Annotated in this window: 19 protein-coding genes; 17 read left to right on the top strand and 2 right to left on the bottom strand. The window is 60.6% G+C overall.

Annotated features, from left to right (window positions below):
• The first annotated feature begins 35 nt into the window (after window positions 1–35).
• The 7 genes from ACIQYF_RS04940 to ACIQYF_RS04910 all read left to right on the top strand — a co-directional run bounded on the left by ACIQYF_RS04940 (window position 36) and on the right by ACIQYF_RS04910 (window position 10068).
• Window positions 36–1601 carry an amidase gene (locus ACIQYF_RS04940; RefSeq protein ID WP_402857451.1) on the top strand — a complete coding sequence of 522 codons (1566 nt, stop codon included), beginning with the start codon at window positions 36–38 and terminating at the stop codon, window positions 1599–1601.
• A 357-nt stretch (window positions 1602–1958) separates the two neighbouring features.
• Window positions 1959–3146, top strand: a complete 1188-nt coding sequence (locus ACIQYF_RS04935) for an acyl-CoA dehydrogenase family protein (protein ID WP_402857449.1) — start codon at window positions 1959–1961, stop codon at window positions 3144–3146.
• A 117-nt stretch (window positions 3147–3263) separates the two neighbouring features.
• Entirely contained in the window at window positions 3264–5009 is a 1746-nt protein-coding gene (locus ACIQYF_RS04930; protein WP_402857447.1) for an FAD-binding protein, read from the top strand.
• Window positions 5006–6697 carry an FAD-binding protein gene (locus tag ACIQYF_RS04925; protein ID WP_402857445.1) on the top strand — a complete coding sequence of 564 codons (1692 nt, stop codon included), beginning with the start codon at window positions 5006–5008 and terminating at the stop codon, window positions 6695–6697. Before ACIQYF_RS04930 ends, ACIQYF_RS04925 begins: the two co-directional genes overlap by 4 nt.
• 12 nt (window positions 6698–6709) lie before the next feature.
• Window positions 6710–7471, top strand: coding sequence for an SDR family oxidoreductase (locus ACIQYF_RS04920; RefSeq protein WP_402857443.1), 762 nt, complete (start codon window positions 6710–6712; stop codon window positions 7469–7471).
• Between the two features lies 1 nt (window position 7472).
• On the top strand, window positions 7473–8504 hold the full coding sequence (locus tag ACIQYF_RS04915; RefSeq protein ID WP_402857441.1) for a 2Fe-2S iron-sulfur cluster-binding protein: 1032 nt from the start codon (window positions 7473–7475) through the stop codon (window positions 8502–8504).
• Between the two features lie 19 nt (window positions 8505–8523).
• Window positions 8524–10068 (top strand): FadD3 family acyl-CoA ligase, encoded by a 1545-nt coding sequence (locus ACIQYF_RS04910; RefSeq protein WP_402857439.1) that lies wholly within the window; start codon window positions 8524–8526, stop codon window positions 10066–10068.
• A gap of 102 nt (window positions 10069–10170) precedes the next feature.
• Here ACIQYF_RS04910 and ACIQYF_RS04905 read toward each other — a convergent pair whose 3' ends face one another.
• Window positions 10171–10956, bottom strand: coding sequence for an enoyl-CoA hydratase (locus ACIQYF_RS04905; protein WP_402857437.1), 786 nt, complete (start codon window positions 10954–10956; stop codon window positions 10171–10173).
• A 143-nt stretch (window positions 10957–11099) separates the two neighbouring features.
• Here ACIQYF_RS04905 and ACIQYF_RS04900 point away from each other — a divergent pair, with 143 nt between their 5' ends.
• From ACIQYF_RS04900 to ACIQYF_RS04855, 10 genes are all read left to right on the top strand, one after another.
• On the top strand, window positions 11100–11873 hold the full coding sequence (locus tag ACIQYF_RS04900; protein WP_402857435.1) for an SDR family oxidoreductase: 774 nt from the start codon (window positions 11100–11102) through the stop codon (window positions 11871–11873).
• 53 nt (window positions 11874–11926) lie between these two features.
• Entirely contained in the window at window positions 11927–12904 is a 978-nt protein-coding gene (locus tag ACIQYF_RS04895) for a bifunctional MaoC family dehydratase N-terminal/OB-fold nucleic acid binding domain-containing protein (protein ID WP_402857433.1), read from the top strand.
• 9 nt (window positions 12905–12913) lie between these two features.
• Window positions 12914–14047 carry an acyl-CoA dehydrogenase family protein gene (locus ACIQYF_RS04890; protein WP_402857431.1) on the top strand — a complete coding sequence of 378 codons (1134 nt, stop codon included), beginning with the start codon at window positions 12914–12916 and terminating at the stop codon, window positions 14045–14047.
• A complete protein-coding gene (locus ACIQYF_RS04885) occupies window positions 14019–14438 on the top strand; it encodes a MaoC family dehydratase (RefSeq protein WP_402857429.1) in 420 nt (139 codons plus the stop codon). The genes ACIQYF_RS04890 and ACIQYF_RS04885 overlap by 29 nt, the downstream gene beginning before the upstream one ends.
• A gap of 18 nt (window positions 14439–14456) precedes the next feature.
• On the top strand, window positions 14457–15635 hold the full coding sequence (locus ACIQYF_RS04880; protein ID WP_402857427.1) for a lipid-transfer protein: 1179 nt from the start codon (window positions 14457–14459) through the stop codon (window positions 15633–15635).
• A gap of 9 nt (window positions 15636–15644) precedes the next feature.
• A complete protein-coding gene (locus tag ACIQYF_RS04875) occupies window positions 15645–16814 on the top strand; it encodes an acyl-CoA dehydrogenase family protein (protein WP_402857425.1) in 1170 nt (389 codons plus the stop codon).
• Between the two features lie 152 nt (window positions 16815–16966).
• Complete coding sequence (locus ACIQYF_RS04870) at window positions 16967–18157, top strand: acyl-CoA dehydrogenase family protein (protein ID WP_402857423.1); 1191 nt, start codon at window positions 16967–16969, stop codon at window positions 18155–18157.
• Between the two features lie 11 nt (window positions 18158–18168).
• The gene (locus ACIQYF_RS04865; protein WP_402857421.1) at window positions 18169–19305 is read left to right on the top strand and encodes an acyl-CoA dehydrogenase family protein; all 1137 of its coding nucleotides are present in this window, start codon (window positions 18169–18171) and stop codon (window positions 19303–19305) included.
• 37 nt (window positions 19306–19342) lie between these two features.
• The gene (locus ACIQYF_RS04860) at window positions 19343–21031 is read left to right on the top strand and encodes a class I adenylate-forming enzyme family protein (protein WP_402857419.1); all 1689 of its coding nucleotides are present in this window, start codon (window positions 19343–19345) and stop codon (window positions 21029–21031) included.
• 87 nt (window positions 21032–21118) lie between these two features.
• The gene (locus ACIQYF_RS04855; protein WP_402857417.1) at window positions 21119–22501 is read left to right on the top strand and encodes a DUF1329 domain-containing protein; all 1383 of its coding nucleotides are present in this window, start codon (window positions 21119–21121) and stop codon (window positions 22499–22501) included.
• Between the two features lie 122 nt (window positions 22502–22623).
• On the opposite strand, the gene ACIQYF_RS04850 is transcribed toward ACIQYF_RS04855, so the two are convergent.
• Entirely contained in the window at window positions 22624–24231 is a 1608-nt protein-coding gene (locus ACIQYF_RS04850) for a phospholipid carrier-dependent glycosyltransferase (protein ID WP_402857415.1), read from the bottom strand.
• Between the last annotated feature and the right edge of the window lie 47 nt (window positions 24232–24278).

The raw sequence follows: 24278 nt of genomic DNA, 5'->3' as shown, positions 1-24278 counted from the left end.
GCTCATAAAAACAAGATCTTGCCCGGAGAATTATTTTGCAAAAGACTGTCGCGACTCCTGAAACCCAAGACGGCTGGCAGCGTCGCCATGTGCTCAAGGCCGGTGCCTTGGCCGTGGGCGCCGGTTTGCTTGGACGTTATGCCACCGCCGCCACTGGCAGCGGCGTATCGCCAGCCGAGTACCAGTCCATGGATGCCTGGGACATGGCTGACGCCGTGAAAAAAGGCGAAATCAGTCCGGAAAACCTGCTGGCTGCCGCCATCGCCCGCTGTGATGCCGTCAACCCTAAAGTCAACGCCGTCAACATGCGCCATGACGAGTACGCCCACGCGTTGCTCAAGGCCCGCCGAGCGGGCGGCGAAGCCACCAGCGGCGCATTGGCCGGGGTGCCAATCCTGCTCAAAGACCTTAATACCTACCTTGAAGGCACACGCACCACCAATGGTAGCCGCCTGTACAAGGACGCGCCGGCTGCCGAGCAGACCAGCACCCTGATCGCCCGTTACCAGGCGGCCGGTGCGGTGCCTTTCGGGAAAACCGCCTGCCCGGAATTTGGCCTGACCACCACCACTGAATCCCTGTTGTGGGGGCAAACCCGTAATCCGTGGAACCTCGCCCGAAGCGCTGGCGGTTCATCGGGAGGTGCGGCATCAGCGGTGGCCGCAGGCATTGTGCCAGTGGCGCATGCCACCGATGGCGGCGGCTCGATTCGCATTCCTGCGTCTTATTGCGGCGTTGTCGGGCTCAAGCCCGGCCGTTACCGCACCCCAAGCGGGCCAGGTAAATACGAAGGCTGGTTTGGTGCCAGCGTAGGCAACGTGGTCTCACGCAATGTGCGCGACATGGCATTGTTCCTGGATGTGGGCCAAGGCCATGAAAAGGGCAGCCCGTACTGGGCAAAACCACTGGTGCGTCCGTACATTGAAGAAATACGCACCGCCCCGGGTCGCCTGCGCATTGGTCTGGTACGGACCTCATTGACCGGCTCGCCACTGGACCCGGCAGTGGCCAAGGTGTTGGACGACACCGCCAAGCGCTTGGCGGGCATGGGCCACAACGTTGAAGAGCTGCGCCTCAACGTCGACCCCCGGCAGTTATTCGGGGCCCATGGCTCAGTCGTCGGCGACGCCTTGCTGACCATGATTCACGACCGTGAGCAAGTGCTGGGACGGGCGGCGACCCCACAGGATTTTGAGCGCATTACCGAGGTGGTGCTGAACAATGCGCAAAAAGTCACCGGCGAAGGGCTGTACCGGGCGCGACAATCGTTTGAAAGCATCGGTGGCTACATGGAGCAACAATTCGACACCTATGACGTGATCCTGTCGCCGGTCACGGCCAACGTCACCCCGGAGCTGGGGTTGCTCAGCCTCGACCAGTCCTGGGACACCTACGCCCACAACGCCATGGGCAGCGCGGCGTTTACCGTGCTGGCCAACGTCAGCGGCCAACCGGCGATCTCACTGCCGGTGGGCATGAGTGACAACGGCTTGCCGATCGGCATGATGTTCACCGCGCCCATGGGCGGTGAAGACGTATTGCTGCGCTTGAGTGCGCAAATCGAGCAAGACCGGCCGTGGGCGAAATTGCCGACTCTGTAGCGCTTTATGTTTACGCAGGCTGCGCACTGTTGGCCTTGAAAATCAACAGAGCGCAGCCTGCGGCAGCTCCCACGCCATGCTGACGGGTGTGTGATCTGTGATCGCTGGGCCATGGATGGCCCGTCACGGCGTGCTTTGGTGGCGGGTTGACAAACGTGAGCCGCCGTACGCATTGAACGGGTATCGGCTCAATCCCGACACAGGCGTTTAATTGAACTATCCCTTTCGCCCTTACGTCAGCCATGGATATTCACCCCCTAGTCCGCTTTGACGATGATCGCCTTCGCGCCAAGTCCGAATATTGTTCTCACACCGCCCGCGCATTCGCGCAGCGAGAGACTGACGGAGAACAGACGGATGGATCAGATACGAGAGAAAAGTCCGATAGAGCTTGAGCTGCTCGAACGCGCGCGCAACCTGATACCTGCGCTTAAAAGCCGTTCGGCCCAAGCGGACAAAGACTGCAAGCTACCTGACGAAACAGTTCGCGATATGCAAGAAGCCGGGCTTTTTCGCGCGTTGCAGCCTAAAATCTGGGGCGGTCACGAAGTCGATCTGCGCACCTTTTTTGAAATCCAGATGACCCTGGCCGAGGGGTGCATGTCGACCGCCTGGGTGTATGGGGTAGTGGGCGTTCACCCATGGCAATTGGCGCGCTATCCGGTCGAAGCCCAGCGCGATGTGTGGGGCGAGGACAGCTCGGTGCTGGTAGCGTCGACCTATATGCCGGTGGCCAAAGTCACGCCGGTCAAGGGCGGTTATCAGATCAGCGGACGCTGGAGCTTCTCCAGCGGCAGCCAGCATTCGAAATGGTGCCTGCTCGGCGGCATCGTGCCGCAAGACGAAACCGGTCCGACCGAACACGGCACGTTCCTGATCCCGGCCAGCGATTATCGCATTGAACAGAATTGGGACGTGCTGGGCCTGCGCGGCAGTGGCAGCCATGACATCGTGGTCGAGGACGCCTTTGTTCCGGCGCACCGGGTTCAACGCACCAATAACTACAGCGTCGAAGCCACTCCAGGGCGGCTGACCAACACCAACCCCATGTATGCCATCCCGTTTGCCCAGGTGTTTGCCCGTGCGGTCTCCACCTCTGCCATTGGCGGGCTGCAAGGCGCAATCAACGAGTTCCGCGACAACGCGGCCAAACACATCGGCAAGCACGGCGCCAAAACCGCCGAAGACCCGGCTGCACAAGCCGCTGTGGCCGAAGCTACCATCACCGTCGATGCGCTCAAGCTGGTGCTGATGCGCAACTACGGTCACCTGATGGCCTTGGCAGCTGCAGGCGAATATCCGGATGTGGAAACCCGCTTGCTGTATCGCTACCAGTCGTCCCACGTGACCAATGTGTGTGCCGACCGGGTCAGTGATCTGTTGCGCTGCATGGCGGCTTCGGGGGCTTACAACACCAACCCGGTGGCGCGTTTCTTCCGCGACCTGCACCAGGCTCGCGGGCATATCGCCAACAACGAGGCCGCCTACCGACGCAGTTATGGCCTGGTGCAGTTGGGCCTGCCGAACGCAGACCCATTTGTTTGATCGAGCAGCCACGGCGTTGATCGAATGAGCCCTCGGTGCTCGCGCATGACAGTGTGCGAGCACCGAGGGCCGTTCCGTCAGCATGAATTTCTGACCTCAGCGGATGACATAACAATAATGACGGCTCAAGTTCAGTCTCAGTCCACCTATGACGTAATCGTGGTCGGTTCCGGTGCCGGGGCCATGACCTCGGCGCTGTTTGCTGCCGATCAGGGTCTTTCAGTGCTGATCGTCGAAAAAAGCGACAAGTACGGCGGGACCTCGGCCATTTCCGGCGGCGGTATCTGGATCCCGAACAACCATTACTTTGCGGCCATGGGCGGGCAGGACAGCCCTGAGTTGTCGATGCAATACCTCAAGGCCGCGACCGGCGAACAGGGCGATCCGCTGCGCTTGCAGGCGTATCTGGACAACGCCGCGCCGATGATCAAAAAACTCACCGCCACCAGCCGTGTGCGTTATGCAGTGGCAGCCAAATACCCGGATTATTATCCGCATCTGCCAGGCGCGCTGGCGGGTGGCCGCACCCTGGATCCGGAACTGTTTGACACCAGCCTGCTGGCCGAAGAACTCCCCAACCTGCGTAAGCCTTCGCCCTCGACCCTGCTCATGGGGCGCATCGCCTGGACCGCGCGTGACGCGCACAAAGCCATGGCCCGCAGTTTCGGTTGGCAATGGCTGATATTCAAATTGATGGCGCGCTACAAGCTGGACTTCAAGTGGCGCCGCAAAAGCAAATACGACCGCCGCGCAGCGTTGGGCAGTTCGCTGGTGGCGTCTTTGCGCCGCTCGTTGATGGATCGCAACGTCCCGCTGTGGCTCAACACCAATTTTCAGGACGTGATACTCGACGGTGATCGGGTCTGCGGGATCAAGGTCGTCACGGGCGGCAAAGTGCTGGAGCTGAAGGCTCGGCGCGGGGTGATTTTTGGCTCTGGCGGCTTTGAGCAGAATCAGACGCTGCGCGAGAAGTTCCTCCCGCAACCCACCCGCGCAAGCTGGAGCGCCACGCCGCCGGGCAACAACACCGGGGCTGCGCTGGAAGCAGGGATGAACATCGGCGCGGCTACCGCGCTCATGGATTGGGCATGGTGGGCACCGACCATCGCCGTGCCGAACGAAGAAAAACCGCGTGGCGTGTTTGCCGAGCGAGCGTTTCCGGGCGCCATCGTGGTCAACAGCCTGGGCCACCGGTTTGTCAACGAAGCAGCGCCGTACCTGGAGTTTGTCGATGCCATGTACCAGGACAACCTCAAAACCGGTGGCCGTTCGGTGCCGTCATGGGTGATCTTCGACGGCCATTTCCGTTTCCATTACGCCATGGGGCCCTTAATGCCCGCCCAAGTGGTGCCCGACAGCCGGCTGCGCAAAGAGTGGCTTAACAGCGTGTACTGGAAGGCCGATAGCCTGGACGCGTTGGCCCTGCAAATCGGGGTGGATGCCGCCGGGTTGAACAGCACCGTACAGAAGATCAACGGCTACGCGCAGACCGGTATCGACCTGGACTTTGCTCGGGGTGGCAACGTGTTCGACCGTTACTACGGCGACAGCAACATCAAGCCCAACCCTTGCCTGGCACCGCTGCGCAAAGGCCCGTACTACGCCATGCGTCTGGATGCGGGCGACATTGGCACCAAAGGCGGCCTGCTGACCAACCAGCATGCGCAAGTGGTGCGTGAAGACGGTCAGCCGATTGCCGGGCTGTATGCAATTGGTAACTGCTCGGCTTCGGTGATGGGCACCAGTTACCCTGGCGCGGGGGGCACCCTGGGGCCGGCCATGACCTTCGGTTATATCGCAGCCAACCATATCGCCCGCTCTGTCACGGCCGTGAGCAAAGCCAAGGCTGAGGCACTGTCATGAGCCGCGGCACCGGCAGCAACACCCGGATCCTGCGGCCTTTGCAGCAGAGTGAGCTGGGCAACCGCACATGGCATTCAAGTTGCGACGTGCTGGTGATCGGTTGGGGAGCGGCGGGTGCCTGTGCCGCCCTGGAGGCGCGCACTCAGGACGTCGATGTGATAGTCGCCGATCGTTTTACCGGCGGCGGTGCCAGTGCCAAAAGCGGCGGCGTGGTCTACGCCGGTGGCGGCACCCGCCAGCAGCAGGCCGCCGGATTTAACGACAGTCCGCAAGCCATGTTTGATTACCTCAAACACGAAACTCAGGGCGTGATCAGCGACGCAACCCTGCGCAAGTTCTGCGACGAGAGCATCAGCAATCTGAGCTGGCTCGAAGGGCATGGCGCACAGTACAGCCACAGCGTGCCACCGGGCGGTAAAACCTCGTACCCGTCCGATGGCTACTTTTTGTATTACTCGGGCAACGAACTGGTGCCGTCACACGCAGGCACCCAACCCCCGGCTCCCCGCGGTCATCGCACCGTGGGCAAGGGGCAGTGCGGGGCGGTGCTATACGGACATTTGAAAGAGGCTTGCCTGCGGGCTGGCGTCAGGCCTTTGCTGCAATCGGCCGCCCAGCGTCTGGTGGTAGATGACCACGGGCGAGTGATTGGCGCCGAGTTCTGCCACCTGCCAGAGGGCTCGCGTGAAGCCAAGCTGCACGCACGCCTCGCGGCGCGGGCCGAGCGCCTGCAAAATTTTGCTCCTGGTTATTGCGACCGTCTGCGCCAGAAGGTCAGTGACCTGGAGCAGGCTCACGGCCAACTGATTCTGGTACGGGCGCGGCGTGGTGTGATTCTTAGCACGGGGGGCTTTATCTTCAATCGCACCTTGATCCGCGACCACGCGCCAAAGTTTCGACGTAATTTCAAAGTCGGCGCCACCGGCTGCGATGGCAGTGGATTGCTGTTGGGGCAATCGGTTGGAGCACAGGCCGAACGCTTGAGCCGGGTTTCCGCCTGGCGCTTTATCAACCCGCCGTTTTGCTGGCCCAAAGGCATTGTGGTCAACACCGAGGGCCAGCGCTTTTGTAACGAAGAAGTCTACGGCGCCACCCTTGGCCAGCCGTTGTGTGAGGAGCAGGACGGCAAAGCCTGGCTGGTACTGGATGCGCGGCTGCGCAAACAGGCGATTCGTCAGGCGTTGTTTGGCGGTTATTGGTGGTTCCAGAGCTTGCCGGCACTGGCACTGATGCTGTTGCGAGTGCGCAAGGGGCAAAACCCCGATCAACTGGCTAAAGTCTGCGGCATGCAGGCCGCAGCGCTGAATTCAGCGTTGCGGGCTTACAACGCGGGGGCCCGAGGCACAGCCCAGGATGCGTTTGGCAAGTCTGAAGGCAGCCGGCAGGTACTCGATCAAGGGCCCTTTTATGCCTGTGACATCAGTGTCACTAATCCGATCTTCCCGCTGGGGGCGCTGACCCTGGGCGGCCTCAAGGTGGATGAAAGCAATGGCGCGGTGCTGGATCAAGACGGTCAGCCGATTGCCGGGCTGTTCAGTGCCGGGCGCACGGCTATAGGTGTGGCATCGCACTTGTACATCAGCGGTTTGTCATTGGCCGATTGCGTATTTTCCGGGCGGCGTGCCGGGAAAGCGGTGAGCACAGAGGTTCAATCGTCCTCTCAGTACCTGGCCCTTGAGCCGCTTTAAAAGGACAACACCATGAGTGCTCGAGTCGAAGGGAAGGTTGCATTGATCACCGGCGGCGCCAGTGGTGTCGGCAGGGCCACGGCGCTGTTGTTGGCCCGTGAAGGAGCCCACGTGGTGATCAGCGATATTGATGTTGCGGGTGGACTGGCCCTGGCTGAAGAGATCGGCCCCAAGGCGCTGTTTGTTGAACACGATGCCAGCAGCGAGGCGGATTGGGAGCGGGTAATCCAGACCCTGCGCAAGCACCACGGGCGGCTGGACATCGCGTTCAATAATGCCGGCATCCTGCTCAAGGGCGACATTGAAAACACCGCTTTTGCCGACTGGCAGCGTGTGCAGCACATCAACGCCGACAGCGTGTTTCTGGGCTGTCGCGCAGCGATCAGCCTGATGAAAGAGGGCGCGGGCGGTTCGATCATCAATATGTCCTCAATTGCCGGCATCGCCGGGCGCGATGACTACGCCGCCTATAGCGCCTCCAAAGGCGCCGTGGCGGCTCTGACCCGCACCGTGGCGGTGTTGTGCCGCCGCCGCAAGTACCGAATCCGCTGCAACTCGTTGCACCCGGACGGCATTCTTACCCCCATGACCACCAAGAGCCTGCCGCCCGGCCTCGACCCGTGGAGCCTGACCATCGACGCCGACCCCATGGGGCGCATGTGCCAGCCCGAAGATGTCGCCGCCAGCGTGCTGTTTTTGGCCAGTGACGAGTCGCGGGCCATCAGTGGCATCGAGTTGCGGATCGACAGTGGTCAGTTTGTGATGAGTATTTGATATGAACCTACCGGCCTATATCTCCCTGCGTGTGACTCGCGTTGTCAGCGAAACGGCGGATGCCAAATCGCTGGTGTTTGACATACCTGCCGCACTGCGCGAGCAGTTTGCCTACAAGCCGGGGCAGTTTCTGACCCTGCGCATCCCCTTTGAAGGCGGCTGGCTGCCGCGTTGCTATTCGCTATCGAGCACGCCGCTGGTCGATGAGCCCTTACGGGTCACGATCAAGCAGGTGCGTGATGGCCGAGCCTCTAACTGGTTGTGCCAGCACCTGCGTGAAGGCGACGAGCTGCAAGTGCTGCCCCCGGCCGGGGTGTTCGTGCCCCGGCATTTCGACGATGACCTGGTGTTGTTGGGTGGCGGCAGTGGCGTGACCCCTGTGTTGTCGATCCTGCGTTCGGCGCTGATCGCTGGCAGCGGGCGGATTTTGCTGATTTATGCCAACCGCGACGAAGCTTCGGTGATCTTTGCCAATGAGCTAAAAGCCTTGGCCAGCGCACACCCGCAACGCCTGCAAGTGATTCACTGGCTGGACTCGGTGCAAGGGATTCCGGCTGTCGAGCAACTGGCGCAACTGGCCAAGCCGTTTACCCATGGCCAAGCCTTTATCTGCGGCCCCGGCCCCTTTATGGACGCGGCCGTCAGCGCCTTACACTCGCTGGGCATGGAGCACGCACGCATACACGTTGAGCGCTTTGTCTCGTTGCCCGAGGAGGGCAGTGTGGCCGCCCCGGCTGCGGTTAACACCGACGTGGTCGGCAGCCAGCTCTCGGTGCGCCTTGACGGCGAAGAGTTCGAAGTACCGTGTGCCGAAGGCGAAACGTTGCTTAACGCTATGCAACGGGCCGGGTTGAAACCACCCAGTTCGTGCCTGGTGGGCTCTTGCGCCACCTGCATGTGCACCGTAGAGCGCGGTAGTGTCGAGATGTTGCGCAACGATGCGCTGGACCAGCAAGAACTGAATGACGGATGGGTGCTGGCCTGCCAATCAGTGCCCAGCAGTGAACAGTTGCGCGTGTGCTTTCCTGAATAACCAGCCAGACGAGTGAGCAATGACTTCTAGCCTGAACACCATTCCACAGGTGCTGCGCCATGCCGCGAAGCACCATGCCGGGCGCACCGCCATCGAAGAAAACGGCGTGTGCACCGACTACCGTGACCTGCCACACCTGGCGTTGGCTGTGACCCGCAGCCTGATGGCACTGGGCATCAACAAAGGTGATCGGGTGGCGATCTGGGCACCCAATGGCCGGGACTGGATCATTGCCGCGCTGGGCATCCATTGCGCGGGCGCAGTAATGGTGCCGATCAACACCCGCATGAAAGGCGGCGAAGCGGCGGACATCCTGCAACGCAGCGGCGCGCGTGTATTGTTTGTACAGCCTTCGTTTTTGGGGGTGGATTACCCGGCCTTACTGGCGCCACACCGCCCGGCCAGTCTTGAGCATCAAGTGTTGCTGGGGCAAAACTGGGAGACCTTTCTGGCCTTGGGTGCAGCCGTCAGCGAAGCCAGCGCCCAAGAGCGGTCGGCAGACCTTCAAGCCAACGACCTCAGCGACTTGCTGTTTACCTCTGGCACCACCGGCAAGCCCAAAGGCGTGATGAGCGCCCACGGGCAAAACATCCGCGCGTTTAGCGAATACGTCAAGGTGATCGGCTTGCAGGCGGGTGACCGGTATTTGGTGATCAACCCGTTTTTCCATGCATTCGGTTACAAGGCAGGCTGGCTGACATGCTTGTTGGCCGGGGCGACGATCTTGCCGCATCCGGTATTCGACGCCGAAGCCGTGTTTCAGCGCATCGCCGCAGAGCGGATCAACGTGTTGCCGGGGCCTCCGACCTTGTACTTGTCGATGCTGGCGCACCCCAAATTGGCTGAAACTGACCTGTCGAGCTTGCGCATTGCCGTGACGGGAGCGGCAACCATTCCGCCGATACTTATCGAACGTATGCGCCGCGAACTGGGCTTTTCAGTGGTCACCACCGCTTATGGCCTGACCGAATGTGGTGGCCTGGCCACCATCTGTGATCCGCAGGATGCTGCGCACACCATCGCGGGCACCAGCGGTCGAGCGATTCCGGGTACCGAAGTCAGTATCCGCGACCCGCAGAATCTTGAGTTAGCGCCAGGCATTGCAGGTGAGATATGCCTGCGTGGTTTTCACGTCATGCAGGGCTATTTTGAAGACCCGAAAGCCACAGCCGAAACCATCGACAGTGAGGGATGGCTGCACACCGGCGACATTGGTGTACTGGATACAGACGGCAACTTGCGCATCACCGATCGGCTCAAAGACATGTTTATCGTCGGTGGTTTTAACTGCTACCCCGCAGAGATCGAGGCCGGCCTGATCGAACATCCGGCCATCGCGCAAGTGGCAGTCATTGGTGTGCCGGATGAGCGCATGGGCGAGGTAGGCTGTGCGTGCGTGGTGTTGCGCCACGAGCAGAGTCTGGATGAAGCCGGGCTGATTCGGTGGGCACGTGAGCACATGGCTAACTACAAAGTGCCGCGTATGGTGCGGTTTTATGATGCGCTGCCAGTGAATGCGTCCAACAAAGTGGCGAAGAATGAACTGCGAGCGGGATTTGTATGATTGCAGGTCAGAAATAGCGTCAGGGGAACTGGCGAAGGTTGCATCTTTTGACCTTAACAATCAAAGGATCGCAGCCTTCGCCAGCGCCCACGGCTTTTGACTTCAGTAGCCTTCAAACTTCGCCGGGCGTTTTTCAATAAATGCCTGCATGCCTTCTTTCTGGTCACGAGAAGCAAACAGCAAGGCATTGGCTTTGCGTTCCAGCGCCAGGCCGGTTTCCAGCGGTGCATCGACCCCGGCCAATATCACTTCCTTGATCTGTTCGGCGGCCAGCGGCGGCATGGCCGCAATTAATTTGGCCATTTGCAGGGCATGTTCCTGTACCAGTCCGTCGTCTACCACGTCACTGACCAGCCCCGAAATCCAGGCTTCTTCAGCGCTGATCGGTTGCCCGGTCAGGGCCATGCGCATGGCTTTGGCTTTGCCCACAGCACGCACCAGACGCTGGGTGCCGCCGATGCCGGGCATGATCCCGATGCGAATTTCAGGCTGGCAAAATCTGGCGCTGCGCCCGGCCACAATAATGTCGGCCAGCATCGCCAGTTCGCAACCGCCGCCATAGGCATAGCCGCACACGGCAGCAATGACCGGCTTGGGGCAATGCTGGATTGGCGCCCAGACCCGTTCGGTATGGCGTTGATAAATATCAATCGGGCCGACCCCGGCCATGCTGTTGATGTCTCCGCCGGCCGCGAACACTTTTTCGCCGCCGGTCAGCAGGATGCAGCGCACCTCGGGGTTTTCAGCCAGTTCAGTGAAGTAGCGCGACAGCAACGCTTGCAGTTCCAGGCTCAAGGCATTGGTCGCCAGGGGCCGATTCAGGCGCAGCAGGGCCACGCCTACGGCTGGGAATTCAAGCAATACCGGCGCGACAGATGGGTCTGACATGGGGTTCCTCATTAACGGGGGCTGTGACCACAGCGTGCGCTGGATTGTTGCTTTCGGTCGGTGAGGCTTCATCGTCCGTTCAGACGACGAATGCCCCCCGCATTGCCCCTAGAGTGGCTCCATCAGAAGAAAAGGAGCGCGTCATGGGCCAACTTTCAGGGCTGGACTACAGCGGCAAGGTGGTACTGGTCACCGGCGGAACCAAAGGCATTGGCGCAGGCATTGCGTGCAGTTTTCTGCAAGCCGGGGCGCAGGTGATTGTGTGCGGTAGAACGCTGCCAGAGACCTTGCCCAAGGTCGATGGGGCGCAGGCGGTGTTCATGGCGTGCGACGTGCGTGACATGGATTCACTCAAGGCCCTGTTTGACGGGATTCGCGCCGATTTCGGCCGTCTCGATGTGGTCATCAATAACGCCGGGGGCAGCCCGGCCGCCGAGGCGGCCAGCGCATCGCCACGTTTTCACGAAGGCATTATCCGGCTCAACCTCATCGCGCCCTTGAATGTCGCGCAACAGGCCAACGCGCTGATGCAGCAACAGGCCGAGGGCGGCTGCATTGTGTTTATCGGCAGCATCAGTGCGCTGCGCGCCTCACCTGGCACGGCGGCTTATGGCGCGGCCAAGGCCGGCGTGTTGGCGCTGGTGCAATCGTTAGCGGTGGAGTGGGCACCCAAAGTGCGGGTGGTCACCGTCAGCCCAGGGCTGGTGCGCACCGAGCAAGCTCATCTGCATTACGGCGACGAGCAGGGCATCGCGGCAGTCAGTGCCGGGATCCCGGCCGGGCGCATGGCAGTGCCCGAAGACATCGGTAACGCGTGTCTGTTTATCGCATCACCCATGGCCGGCTATGCCAGCGGCTGCAACTTGTTGCTGCACGGCGGCGGCGAACGTCCGGCCTTTTTAAGCGCAGCGAACTGACGACCTTCAGCGGCCACCACTGGGTTGCCGCTCTCAACACGCAGGAGACGAACTTGGCTGATTCTCAATTGCTAACCGACGTGCGCGCCCTGGTGGGGCGTGAATATGGTCGCGTCTACGCCTGGGACGAAGTCAACGCCCCGATGATCCGCCAATGGTGCGAGATCATGGGCGTGGACAATCCGCTCTACACCGACGCTGCCTTTGCCGCGAACAGTTCGCAGGACGGGTTGGTAGCACCGGCTGCGATGCTGCAGGTGTGGTGCATGGAAGGCTTCCATACCAATAACTATCCGCCGGGCTCGACCGCCGAAAACCCTTACGAGGTACTCAAGCTCATTGAGTCGTATGGTTACCCTTCAGTGGTCGCTGTCAACTCCGAGCTGACCTTTAATCGCAATGTGCGTCCGGGGGAAAAGCTGTACTACACCACCCGTCTTGACTCGGTTGGTGACGAGAAAACCACAGGCCTGGGGACCGGTTTCTTTGTCACCCTGGTGATGAGCTACTTCGTGGAACACAAAAGTGGCGACGAGGCGGTTGGAGAACTGTTGTTCCGCGTGTTCAAGTTCCGCCCCGCGCACAACCACAGCGCCGAAGCCGCACCGGCCAAGGTCGAGGACAAACCTGCGATCAAGCGCCCCAAACCGGGCATGAGCGACGACACACGGTTTTTCTGGGAAGGCTGCGATGCTGGCAAATTACTGATCCAGCGCTGCACCCAGTGCCAAACCTTGCGTCATCCACCGGCGCCGGTGTGCATCGAGTGCCACTCGTTCGACTGGGACAGCGTTGAGGCCAGTGGCCGCGCCAGCCTGTACTCGTTCGTGATCATGCATTACCCAGAAGTCGCCCCCTTTGATCATCCCAACCCGATTGGCCTGATCGAACTGGAGGAGGGGGTGCGTCTGGTGGCCGGACTGGTCGGCGCCCAGCGTGACGAACTGCGCATCGGCCAGGCCTTGCAACTTGAATTCCAGACCTTCGACGGCGAACTGACGCTGCCGTTGTTCAGGCCAGCTGCGCAATAAGGGGGCTGCATGGATTTCGAATTTACCGAAGATCAAAAAGCAATCGCCGAAATGGCGGGCAATGTGTTTGCCGACTATTGCACCGATGACCGCTTGCGCCAGTTTGATACCAGCGACCACGCCTTTATGGAACCGCTGTGGCAGTTGTGCGTGGAAACCGGCTTGCAGTCCTTGGCCATTCCGCAGGCTCAAGGTGGCAGCGGCCTGGGCATGACCGAGTTGCTGTTGGTGCTTGAGGCCCAAGGCCGGGCGCTGGGGCAGGTGCCGTTGTGGCGTCATCAACTGGCCGCTGCGGCCTTGGCACAGTGTGCTGAGCCGTCATTGCAGGCATGGGCCGTTGAGGCCGCTGCTGGCCGGGCCTTACTGACCCTGGAACTGAACGGCTTGACCAGCGCCCACGGCATTGCCTTGCATGCCACACCGGCCGCAGGCGGCTGGCTGCTCAATGGCCGTGTAGCGGCTTTGGCGCTTGCCGAGCAGTCACACGCGGCGCTGTTACTGGTTGAGGCCGAAGGTCAGCCACGTTTGGCACTGGTCGAGCTGTCGGCCCCGGCGATCAGGCAGGTGCCTGGCCGCATGACCCACGGCGAAGCTATTGCCGACTTGCACATCGACGAACTGCTGATTGACGTTGAGCAGTTGCTCCCGGCCAGTGCCTTGAGCTGGCTGGAGCCGCGCAGCATCGCGGCGTTGGCTGCCTTGCAACTGGGCGTGAGTGATGAGCAGATTCGCCGCACCGTGGTGTACGTCAGCGAGCGTCGCCAGTTCGATCGCACCATCGGCAGTTTTCAGGCCGTGCAAATGAGCATGGCCAATACCCACATCGCCCTTGAAGCGTTGCGCAGCTGCCTGTGGCAATTGTGCTACCGCCTCGACGCCGGGCTGCCTGCGCCTTGCGAAGCGCTGGCCACCGCCTGGCAGGCTTGTGAAGCGGGGCATCTGATCGGGCACACCGCTCAACACGTACACGGCGGCATTGGCGTCGACCTGACGTACCCGATGCATCGCTTTCTCTACTGGAGCCGCGCTTTGGGCAGTGCCCTGGGCGGTTCGGCGGCAAGCCTGGAACGCCTTGGCGACTGGTTGAGCCATAACGACAAGCTGGGATGGAAATATGACCTCGAAGAACACCAAGCGCTTTGACGACGTGCGCCCCGGCGAAACCCTGCCGGAACTGGCGATCCCGATCACCGTGGGCCTGGTCGCAGGCGGCGCCATTGCGACCCGCGATTACTTCCCGGGCCACCACGACCTGCATGCTGCGCAGACCCTGGGTTCGCCGCACATCTTCATGAACATCCTCACCACCAACGGGCTGGTGCAGCGTTACATCGAAGACTGGGCCGGCCCCGAAGCGCGTTTTGCGTCGCTGAAAATCAAGCTCGGCGCGCCGAACTATCCCGGCGACTGCATGACCTTCAACGGCGCTGTCACGGGCCAGGACGCTGCCACCCGCACGGTGGAAATAACCCTCAGTGGTAAAAATTCGATGGGCAACCACGTGACCGGTACGGTCGCGCTGGTTCTGCCCTGACAGCGGGAGACAAGACACATGACGCAATCGTCACTTTCCGGCAGCGCCGCCATTGTTGGGCTGGGCGCGACCGAGTTTTCCAAGAACTCCGGGCGTACCGAACTGCGCCTGGCGATGGAAGCCACGCTGGCCGCACTCAAAGACGCGGGCATCGACCCCTCTGAAGTCGAAGGTTTTAGCTCGTATTCGGTCGACAAAGTGCCCGAGTATGAAATCGCCCGCCTGCTGGGCTGCAAGGACGTGAAGTTCTTCTCCCAGGTGCCTCACGGTGGGGGTGCGGCCTGCGGGCCGATCATGCACGCTGCCATGGCTGTGGCCACTGGTGTGGCAAAAGTCGTGGTGGTGTACCGCGCCATGAACGAACGTTCGTGGTATCGCTTCGGCAGCGGCAGTTATGGCTTTGCCTCGACGCCGATTTTCGAGAATGTCAACTACGGCTGGTACATGCCTCACGGCCTGCACACCCCGGCTTCGTGGGTGGGCATGTTTGCCCAGCGCTACATGCACACCTACGGCGCGACCTCCGAAGACTTCGGTCGGGTGGCGGTGGCGGTCCGAGATTTTGCCGCGACCAACCCGAACGCCTTCTTCTACGGCAAGCCGATCACACTGGAAGAGCACCAGGCTTCGCGCTGGATCTGCGAACCGCTGCATTTGCTCGACTGCTGCCAGGAGTCTGATGGCGCGGTGGCCATGGTCATCACCTCGGCTGAGCGGGCCAAGGACTTGCGCCAAAAGCCAGTGATCATCAAAGCCGGTTCGCAGGGCATTACCTCGGGCCAGCAAATCATGACTTCGTTCTACCGCGACGACATTACCGGGCTGCCGGAAATGGGCGTGGTTGCCAAAGAGCTCTATCGCCAGGCCGGACTTGGGCCTGACGCGCTGCAAACCGCGGTCATTTATGACCACTTCACCCCATTTGTGCTGCCGCAACTGGAAGAGTTCGGCCTGTGTGAGCGAGGCGAAGCCAAGGAATTCATCCGTGCCGGGCATCATGCGCGTGGCGGCAAGTTCCCGATCAATACCCATGGCGGCCAGTTGGGCGAGGCTTATATCCACGGTATGAACGGCGTGGCGGAAGCAGTACGCCAGGTACGAGGCAGCTCGGTCAACCAGGTCGACAACGTCGAAAACGTGTTGGTCACCGCCGGTACGGGTGTACCTACCAGCGGCCTGATTCTTGGCACAGCCTAAGGAGCTTCCATGTTCGTTGACCTCACTCCTGAACAAAATGCCCTGCGCCTCAAGGTGCGGGATTACTTCCAGAACCTGATGACCCCACAACTGCGTGAGCAATTGCGCGGCAAAGAGGGTGGCGACCTGTACCGCGACACCATCCGCAAGATGGGCCGCGATGGCTGGCTGGCCGTCGGCTGGCCCGTGGAGCACGGCGGGCAGGGTTACGGCCCTACCGAGCAATTTATCTTCTTTGAAGAAGCCAATATTGCAGGTGCGCCGCTGCCCTTTGTGACCATCAGTACTGTGGGCCCGGCGCTGATGGCCTCCGGCACGGAAGAACAAAAGGCCAAGTTTTTACCCGGTATCGCCGCGGGCGAAATCATTTTCGCCATCGGTTATTCCGAGCCGGGGGCAGGCAGCGACCTGGCCGCCCTGAAAACCAGTGCCCGGCTTGAAGGCGATCACTTCGTGGTCAACGGCAACAAGCTCTGGACCTCGGGCGCCGAGTCAGCCGATTACATCTGGCTGGCGGCCCGCACCGACCCTGATCTGCCGCGCCACAAAGGGGTGTCGATCCTGATTCTCGACACACAGTCCGAAGGCTTTTCGACCACGGTCATCCCGACCACCAGCAACCCGACATCGGCCACCTATTACGACAGCGTGCGGGTGCCCAAATCCATGCTGGTGGGCGAATTGAACGGGGGCTGGAAGTTGATTACCGCGCAGCTCAACCATGAGCGGCTGGGGCTGGGCGCTTGGTCGGACAAAGTGGTTGGCTTGTTTCGCAAGGTTTACATGTGGGCCCGCGAAGCGGATGAACACGGCGCTCGCGCGATTGACAAGGCTTGGGTGCGCGCCGGTTTGGCGCAGTGCTACGCCCGCCTGGAAGCCATGCGCCTGATCAACCTGCGCATTGCGGCCGGGCTTGAGCGTGACCATATGGACGTGGCACTGGCCTCGACCACCAAGGTGTATGGCTCTGAGTCGGGGGTCGAGATTCTGCGCATATTGAGCAATATCGTCGGGGCCAATGGCCTGGTGCGTGGCGGTTCGCAGGCTTCCTTGCTGCAAGGCGAGTTGGAGTATGAAGTCCGGGCTTCGGTGACGCTGACGTTTGGCGGCGGCACCAACGAAATCCAGCGCGAGCTGATTGCTCAGTTCGGCCTGGGCATGCCACGTAACGCGCGTTGACGCGCCTCCTGTGGGAGCGGGCTTGCCCGCGATTCAGGCAACTCGGTTTGTTCGATTCAACGCACTGATGCCATCGCGAGCAAGCCCGCTGCCACATTAGTTCTGCGCCACCTCCTGATGGATTGGCATTAGGCATTTACAGGTAAAAATACATGAGCGCGATTGACCAGTTCAGAGAGCAAACCCGCAGTTGGCTTGAGGCCAATTGCCCGCCGTCGCAGCGCAAGCCCATCCCTGAGGGCGAGTTGGTGTGGGGCGCAAGCCACGTGGAATTTCCCGATGCAGACGCGCAACTGTGGTTTGAGCGGATGCGCGACAAGGGCTGGTTCTGTCCGGATTGGCCGCTTGAGTACGGCGGTGGCGGCCTGAGCCCGGAATACAACGCCGTGCTGGAAAGCGAGTTGCGACGCCTCAAGTGCCGCCCGCCGCAAATCAATCTGGGCATCTGGATGCTCGGCCCGGTGTTGCTTGAGTTCGGGACCGAAGAGCAGAAAAAAAACCTGCTGACCCCAATGACCCGTGGTCAGGTGCGCTGGTGTCAGGGTTTTTCCGAGCCCAATGCCGGTTCCGATCTGGCGAGCCTGAAAACGTCGGCGCGCGATGAGGGTGATCACTTTGTGGTCGACGGCAGCAAGATCTGGACCTCCTACGGCGACAAGTCTGATTGGATGTACGCCCTGGTGCGCACTGACGCCAAGGCCAGCAAGCATGCGGGTATCAGCCTGATCGTGCTGGACATGAAGAGCCCCGGCGTGAGCGTCGCCCCGATTGATTTGATCAGCGGCAAATCGGCGTTCTGCCAAGTGTTCTTCGACAGTGTGAAGGTGCCTAAATCGCAACTGATTGGCCCGCTTCACGGCGGCTGGAACCTGGCCAAACGGCTGTTGCAGCACGAACGCAAGGCCATGTCCAAGTTCGGTGAATTCAGCCTGCCGACGCATTTCCATTTGTTGCCACTGCTCAACGAGTATCTGCCTGAGCCGACCGGCCTGAGCGAGTCGGCCCTGGCCGCGCGTGCGGTGGCCTGCGCCATGAACGAGCACAGCTACAACCTCACCGTGCAACGCATGGGCGAAGAAGCCCGTGCCGGGCAGGACGTGAGCGGGCTGATGTCGATCATGAAGCTGGTGCACACCGAGCAGGAACGCGACAAATTCGAGGTGCTGCTGGACCTGATGGGCTACAACGCGCTGGGTTGGGACAAGAGCGCTTTCAGTGCCCAGGAACAAGCCATTACCCGTGGCTGGCTTAACAGTTTTGCCCTGACGATTTCTGGTGGTTCCTCGGAAATCCAGCTCAATGTCATCGCCAAGCGCGTTCTTGGCCTGCCTGACGTGAAGTAAGGAAACACACCATGAACCTGCTTTATAGCGAAGAACAACGGCTGTTGGCCGACAGTGCCCGTGAGTTTCTGGCGGCGCGCAGCCCTGTGACCCGTCAACGTGCCTTGCGTGATGAACACAGCGAATTAGGCTTTGACGCCACCTTGTGGCAGGACGCCGTGGCGCTGGGCTGGAGTGCGATCCCGTTCCCTGAAAACCTCGGTGGCCTGGATTTTGGCTGCATGGGCCTGGGTCCGATTTTTGAGTCCATCGGCAGCAATCTCAGCGCTTCGCCGCTGTTGTCGAGTGTCGTGCTCTGCGGCTCATTGCTGCATGTGCAGGGCAATGCCCAGCAGCAGGATCAGTGGTTGTCGGCGGCCATCAGCGGTGAGCGCCGCCTGGCGCTTGCGCTGGACGAGCGTTCGCGTCACAGCCCGGCGCAAGTTGCCTTGCAGGCCGTGCCCAATGCCAATGGCTACAGCCTGAGCGGGCACAAGTATTTCGTCATTGATGGCGTTGGGGCAGACGGCTATCTGGTGGCGGCGCAGGCCGCGCAAGGCATCAGCCTGTTTCTGGTGCCTGCCGATGCGCCGGGTCTGGTGGTGAGCGCCTTGCCCTTGATCGATTCTCGCAACCACGCGCAGTTACGCCTGGACCAGGTGCAGGTCGGGCCTGATGCTTTGCTCGGTGAAATCGGTGCGGCGGGGCCTGCGTTAATGACTGCGCTGGATCGTGGTCGGGTGTGTGTAGCGGCCGAGATGCTGGGGATGGCCGAAAAACTATTCAACATGACCCTCGACTACCTCAAAACCCGTGTTCAGTTCGAGGTGGCGATTGGTTCGTTTCAGTCACTGCAACACCGGGCGGCCCAGTTGTTTGTAGAGCTGGCACTGGCGCGCAGCGCGGTGATGGCCGGCTTGGCAGCACTGGACGATACGAGCCTGAGCGAAGTTGAGCGTCAGCGGCTGGCCAGCCTGGCGAAATGGAAGGCAGGCCTGATGGCCCTCAATGTCGCCAATGAAGCGGTGCAGATGCACGGTGGGATTGGCGTGACCGATGAGTTGGATGTGGGCTTGTACCTCAAGCGTATCCGGGTGGCACAGGCCAGCCTGGGCGATGCCGATTATCACTGCGAGCGTTACGCAAGCCTTGCGTCTGCGCACGCCTGAGTCTGTTGCAACCTGTTCGGGTGAGGAGAATAACAAGATGAAACTTGAACAATGGCAGAGCGCCTGGCAGCAGTTGATTGGTGCCGGCTCGCCTTATGAAGTGGTGACGCCATCGAATGGCGGTGCCAAGCGTTTTCGTCACACGGCCGCTAACGTGTGGGAGGTCATTAACAGTGGCCGCATCCACGGCGACCGCGAGTTTTTGGTGTGGGAACAGCAACGCCTGACGTTCAGTGAATTTTTCGACCAGGTCGATCGACTGGCCGGGCAACTGGTGCAACGTTTTGGTGTGCGTCAGGGAGATCGAGTGGCGATTGCCATGCGCAATCAACCGGCTTGGCTGGTCGCGTTTTCCGCCGTACAGCGCTGTGGCGCCGTTTGTGTGCCGCTCAACAGCTGGGGCCTGCGTGATGAGCTATTCCATGGCTTGCAGGACAGCGGCGCGCGGTTGTTGCTGTGCGACGAGCCGCGCTTGCAACTGCTGGAGGCCGACCTGCGTGAGCAGGGGCTGGCAACCATCGTGGTGGGCCTGGCTGCCGGTACCGCGCTGGACGAGCATTGCCAGCGTCTTGAAGACCTGCTGGCCGAACCCGCATTGACTGCACCCGCCTTGAAAGTCACCGGCGATGACCCCGCGATGATTCTCTACACCTCGGGCACCACCAGTTTGGCCAAGGGCGTGTTATCGACCCATGACGCGGTGTGCCAGGCACTGGCGGCCCTGGAGTTTCAGGGGGCTTTTTGTGCTGTGAGCTCTCCTGAGCGCATCAGCGTGGTGATCAACAGCGGGTACGCGCCCACCACCTTGATGGCGGTGCCGCTGTTTCATGTCAGCGGCTTGCATGCCCAGTTCTTGTTGGCCTTGCGCAGCGGCCGGCGTTTGCTGCTGATGTACAAGTGGGACGTGGATAAAGCCTTCGATCTGATCCGCGATGAGCAATGCACGCAGTTCAATGGTGCGCCGGTGATGATGCAGCAATTACTGGCGTCGCCACGCTTTGGCACCGCCGACACCAAAAGCCTGCTCGGCCTGGGGTTGGGCGGTGCTGCTCCGTCCAGCAGTCTGTTGGCCAATCTGACCCGGCGCAAGCCCGAAGCCATCGGTGGCAGTGGTTACGGTCTGACCGAAAGCAACGGCATTTGCGCAGCGATTGGCGGGGATCAGTTCGTTTACAAGCCTGCCTCCGCGGGTTGGCCTTTGCCCATCGTCGATGTATGCATTGGTGACAGCCCGGACCGACCGCTGCCCAACGGTGTCAGCGGCCTGATCTGGGTGCGCTCGCCAACCTTGATGCGCGCGTACTGGAACCTGCCTGAAGCAAGTGCCCAAACCTTGCGTGATGGCTGGCTGGACACGGGCGATATCGGTCATCTGGACGCCGAAGGTTTCCTGTACATCACCGACCGCGCCAAGGACTTGATCAACCGTGGCGGCGAGAAGATTTCGGCGGCCGAAGTGGAGTCGTGTGCGTGTGAAATACCGGGCGTGGTGGAAGCCGCAGCCTTTGCCGTACCGGACGATGTATTGGGTGAAGTGGTGTTTCTGGTGGTGCGCGGTGACCCCGTTGATGCCCCGGACAGCGAGACCGTGCGCCGCTTTATTGCCCAGCGCCTGGCGAGCTTCAAAGTCCCGGCGCAGATCCATGTGCAGCACACCCCGTTCGCTCGCAATGCCTCCGGGAAGATGCTTAAAAACCTAATTAAAGACCTGTTGGTTATTGCCTGATTAGTCTTTGTGGACGATGTACTCGCTGTCAGATGGCGAAGAATGGATGCATACCTCAGCCCGTTTTATCCGCGTAGGAGGCAATACATGAAAATAACAAGAACAGGCGTAATGCTCGCAGCCACCATGGCCATCAATCTGGGGGCCATGGCTCCGGTTTCTGCACAAGTGTCTCCCGCAGAAGCCGCCAAACTGGGCAAGGAGCTGACCTGTGTAGGTGCCGAACAGGCGGGTAATGCGGCGGGAACCATTCCGCCGTACACCGGCAAGTATTTAGGCGAAGTACCCGGTTGGAACCACGTTAAATACTCGGGCGATCAGCCAGTTGACCCGTATGCCGCCGAGAAACCGATTCTGGTGATCACTGCGCAAAACATGGATCAGTACGCTGACAAGCTCACCGAAGGTCAGAAGGCGTTGTTCAAGCGTTATCCGACCACCTACAAGATGAACATCTACCCTGGGCACCGTGATTACCGTTACCCGGACTATGTGTGCAAGCGTGTGATGAGCAACGCCTTGAATGCCAAGTTGGTGAACGACGGCATGGGCTTTGAAGGCTTGGGCCAAGTGCCGTTCCCGATCCCGAAAACCGGCATGGAATTGCTCTGGAACCACCAGTTGCCAGCCCGCGCCTACACCGAGGAAAAAACCAGTGACCTGGCCTCGGTATTGCCCAACGGCAGCATTGGTTGGGGGCGTGCGTATGCCCGCAACCTGTCGCAGGCCAACTCGCCGACCGTTGAACCCAAGACCGAAGAAAAGATCCAGGCCATGAGCAACAACATGACGCTCAAGCCGGCCCGCGACAACGGTACTATCAGCATTTCCCACGAACCCTACAACTTTGCCACCAACCCGCGCCAGGCTTGGAGTTACAGCCCATCGACCCGTCGTGTGCGCCAGTTGCCGGGTTACGGCTATGACCAGCCGATGATCGGGACCAACGGGACGATGACGGTGGACGAAGACCGTTTGTTCAACGGCTCGCCGGAGCGCTTTGACTGGAAGTTGATCGGCAAGCGAGAAATCTATATTCCGGCCAACGCCTACAAACCGAATGCCGGCACTGTGAAATATGCCGACATGTTGACCACCAACCACCCCAATCCTGACCTGATGCGCTATGAATTGCGTCGAGTCTGGGTGCTGGAAGGTGATTTGAAAGAAGGCTATCGCCATGTCTACGGCAAACGTGTGTTGTTCCTCGACGAAGACACCTGGAACTCCGTGTTGGCAGACAACTACGATGCCCGTGGGCAGTTGTGGAAGCACGCCATGGTCAATTACTACTACCACCCGGACATGAGCGGCTGGCAGGCAGGTTCACAGTTCTTCATGGACTTGAACTCGGGCCAGTACACCGGCTACGGCATGACCAACGAATCGAAAAAAGGTCCGATCCTCAACGAAGGCAAATTCACTGCTGATCAGTACACCTCTGATGCCGCACGGGCGATGGGGCGGTAAGCCTTAAACCTGCTGTTATACAAAAAGCCCTGTCGGTCAACGACAGGGCTTTTTGTTTTAGGAGCACACCACAGTCCTGTGGGAGCTGGCGCAGGCTGCGAGCGTTTAAAGATCAGTAGGCCTCAAGGCATATGCAGCAGCACGTAGTCGTTCTTGTCGAAGCGCCCACTCAAAGCCGGAACAATGTCGCCCAGCGGAGTGCCTTGAAGTGCCTGGTAGTCCTTGCGGTCCATCACGATCCAGGCGGGTGCCTGCAACGCGCTCAGTTCTGCGGCTGACTGAGTGAACACGGGCAGCAGGTCATCGTTCAGGTTGACCATGAACTTGATCGCCTTGGCGTCTTTGCCCATCCCATGCAATACCAGCGGCGCGGGTGCCTGATCGATCAGGTGCAGGGTGTTGAGGGTGAAGTCACGCGTGTCGTAGGCGCTGCGCTCTGCCGGTTCGATCACCAGAATGTAGCTGCCCCACATCGCCAGCACGGCACAGGCGGCCAGACCGGATGCACGCCATTGGGCCTTGAACAGCAACCCCAGCGCGACGACTTGCAGCACGCCGAGCACAACATAGATTGAGGTCAGCGGCGGCAGGTCGTCACTCAAACGCTTGCTGGCGACGATCAGACCTGCGATCAGCAGCACGGGCAGGGCCAGCAAAATGGCTTGAATAATGCCGCGCAGTGCCACGAACACTCGACCTTGCATACCCATGAACGGGTAGGCAGCAATAATGGCTGCCATGGGTAGCATGGGCAGCAGGTAGCGGGCTTTTTTCGCCTGCGGAATCGACAGGCCGATCATCACGATCAAGCCCGCTGCGGCACAGTATTTAACCAAGTGCAAGGCTGTATTCGACGGTTTGCGCCCGACGATCAGCACGGCCGCTAATACCAGCACGGCCAGCGGGTAGGCCAGCGCGTAGTTGCCCATGGAACTTGTGAAGTAATAAAAGGTGCCACTGGCGCCTTCGCTGCCGTCGATGCGGCCAGTGACCTGCATGCGGATTACATCTTGGACAAAAGCCTGGCCGCCGCTGAGCCAGGCCAGCAGCAGCAACAGGCCAATGCACAGCACCAGCAGTACCAGAGCTTGCACGCCAACACTGAACATGCGGCGCCATTGACCGCTGAGCAGGTAGTAGCTGCACAACATGCCGGTCGGTATCACCAGCCCGATAGGACCGCGAATGGCAAAGCCCAGTACCAGCAACGCCAGTAGCCAGAGATGACGGCGTGGCGCACCAAAGTGATCGTGAGCATAGGCCAGGTAAAACGCGCCGAGGCTGACCGCCGCGAGCATCTGGTCCAGTGACACGGCTCGGGTTTCAGTGATGAAGGTCATGCTCAACAGCAGCAGGGCCACGCTGAGCAAGGCCCAGGTGGTGGACTGCGGGGCAACCAGTCGATAGATCAGGGTCACGATCACGGCGCTGGAAAATGCCGTAGGCAGCCACGCGGTCAGGCTGTTGACCTCGCCAAACGGCAAGGACAACAGCCAGGTGAACAGGGTCGTGGTGGCGTTGTAGTCGGCGTAAGGCTGGCCATAGGTGGTCGGGAAGAAGCTTGGCCCGTGGCGCAGCATTTCCTTGGCAAACATCACAAAGCGCGAGTCAAAACCGATCGCGGCCTGGTGCATATCGCCCAGAATGAACAGCAGTAAGGCCAGTGCACCGAGCAGCAGGGACTGGCGGTGCAATGCACGTAAAACGCTTGGCGAAGGGTAGGCCGGCATGTCGAGTTTCCTTGACTCAATAGACAGACAAATACCAAACGTGGGAG

It is taken from the genome of Pseudomonas sp. NPDC096917, from assembly GCF_044762555.1.
GTDB lineage: Bacteria > Pseudomonadota > Gammaproteobacteria > Pseudomonadales > Pseudomonadaceae > Aquipseudomonas.
This window is presented reverse-complemented; position numbering and strand designations above follow the sequence as displayed.

What these genes read in the sequence shown, in the direction of transcription:
- ACIQYF_RS04880 (WP_402857427.1), top strand. Translation starts at nt 14,457, where the DNA reads ATGACGCAATCGTCACTTTCCGGCAGCGCCGCCATTGTTGGGCTGGGC.
- ACIQYF_RS04870 (WP_402857423.1), top strand. Translation starts at nt 16,967, where the DNA reads ATGAGCGCGATTGACCAGTTCAGAGAGCAAACCCGCAGTTGGCTTGAG.
- ACIQYF_RS04930 (WP_402857447.1), top strand. Translation starts at nt 3,264, where the DNA reads ATGACGGCTCAAGTTCAGTCTCAGTCCACCTATGACGTAATCGTGGTC.
- ACIQYF_RS04850 (WP_402857415.1), bottom strand. Translation starts at nt 24,231, where the DNA reads ATGCCGGCCTACCCTTCGCCAAGCGTTTTACGTGCATTGCACCGCCAG.
- ACIQYF_RS04925 (WP_402857445.1), top strand. Translation starts at nt 5,006, where the DNA reads ATGAGCCGCGGCACCGGCAGCAACACCCGGATCCTGCGGCCTTTGCAG.
- ACIQYF_RS04855 (WP_402857417.1), top strand. Translation starts at nt 21,119, where the DNA reads ATGAAAATAACAAGAACAGGCGTAATGCTCGCAGCCACCATGGCCATC.
- ACIQYF_RS04905 (WP_402857437.1), bottom strand. Translation starts at nt 10,956, where the DNA reads ATGTCAGACCCATCTGTCGCGCCGGTATTGCTTGAATTCCCAGCCGTA.
- ACIQYF_RS04910 (WP_402857439.1), top strand. Translation starts at nt 8,524, where the DNA reads ATGACTTCTAGCCTGAACACCATTCCACAGGTGCTGCGCCATGCCGCG.
- ACIQYF_RS04875 (WP_402857425.1), top strand. Translation starts at nt 15,645, where the DNA reads ATGTTCGTTGACCTCACTCCTGAACAAAATGCCCTGCGCCTCAAGGTG.
- ACIQYF_RS04885 (WP_402857429.1), top strand. Translation starts at nt 14,019, where the DNA reads ATGACCTCGAAGAACACCAAGCGCTTTGACGACGTGCGCCCCGGCGAA.
- ACIQYF_RS04920 (WP_402857443.1), top strand. Translation starts at nt 6,710, where the DNA reads ATGAGTGCTCGAGTCGAAGGGAAGGTTGCATTGATCACCGGCGGCGCC.
- ACIQYF_RS04890 (WP_402857431.1), top strand. Translation starts at nt 12,914, where the DNA reads ATGGATTTCGAATTTACCGAAGATCAAAAAGCAATCGCCGAAATGGCG.
- ACIQYF_RS04865 (WP_402857421.1), top strand. Translation starts at nt 18,169, where the DNA reads ATGAACCTGCTTTATAGCGAAGAACAACGGCTGTTGGCCGACAGTGCC.
- ACIQYF_RS04900 (WP_402857435.1), top strand. Translation starts at nt 11,100, where the DNA reads ATGGGCCAACTTTCAGGGCTGGACTACAGCGGCAAGGTGGTACTGGTC.
- ACIQYF_RS04915 (WP_402857441.1), top strand. Translation starts at nt 7,473, where the DNA reads ATGAACCTACCGGCCTATATCTCCCTGCGTGTGACTCGCGTTGTCAGC.
- ACIQYF_RS04935 (WP_402857449.1), top strand. Translation starts at nt 1,959, where the DNA reads ATGGATCAGATACGAGAGAAAAGTCCGATAGAGCTTGAGCTGCTCGAA.
- ACIQYF_RS04860 (WP_402857419.1), top strand. Translation starts at nt 19,343, where the DNA reads ATGAAACTTGAACAATGGCAGAGCGCCTGGCAGCAGTTGATTGGTGCC.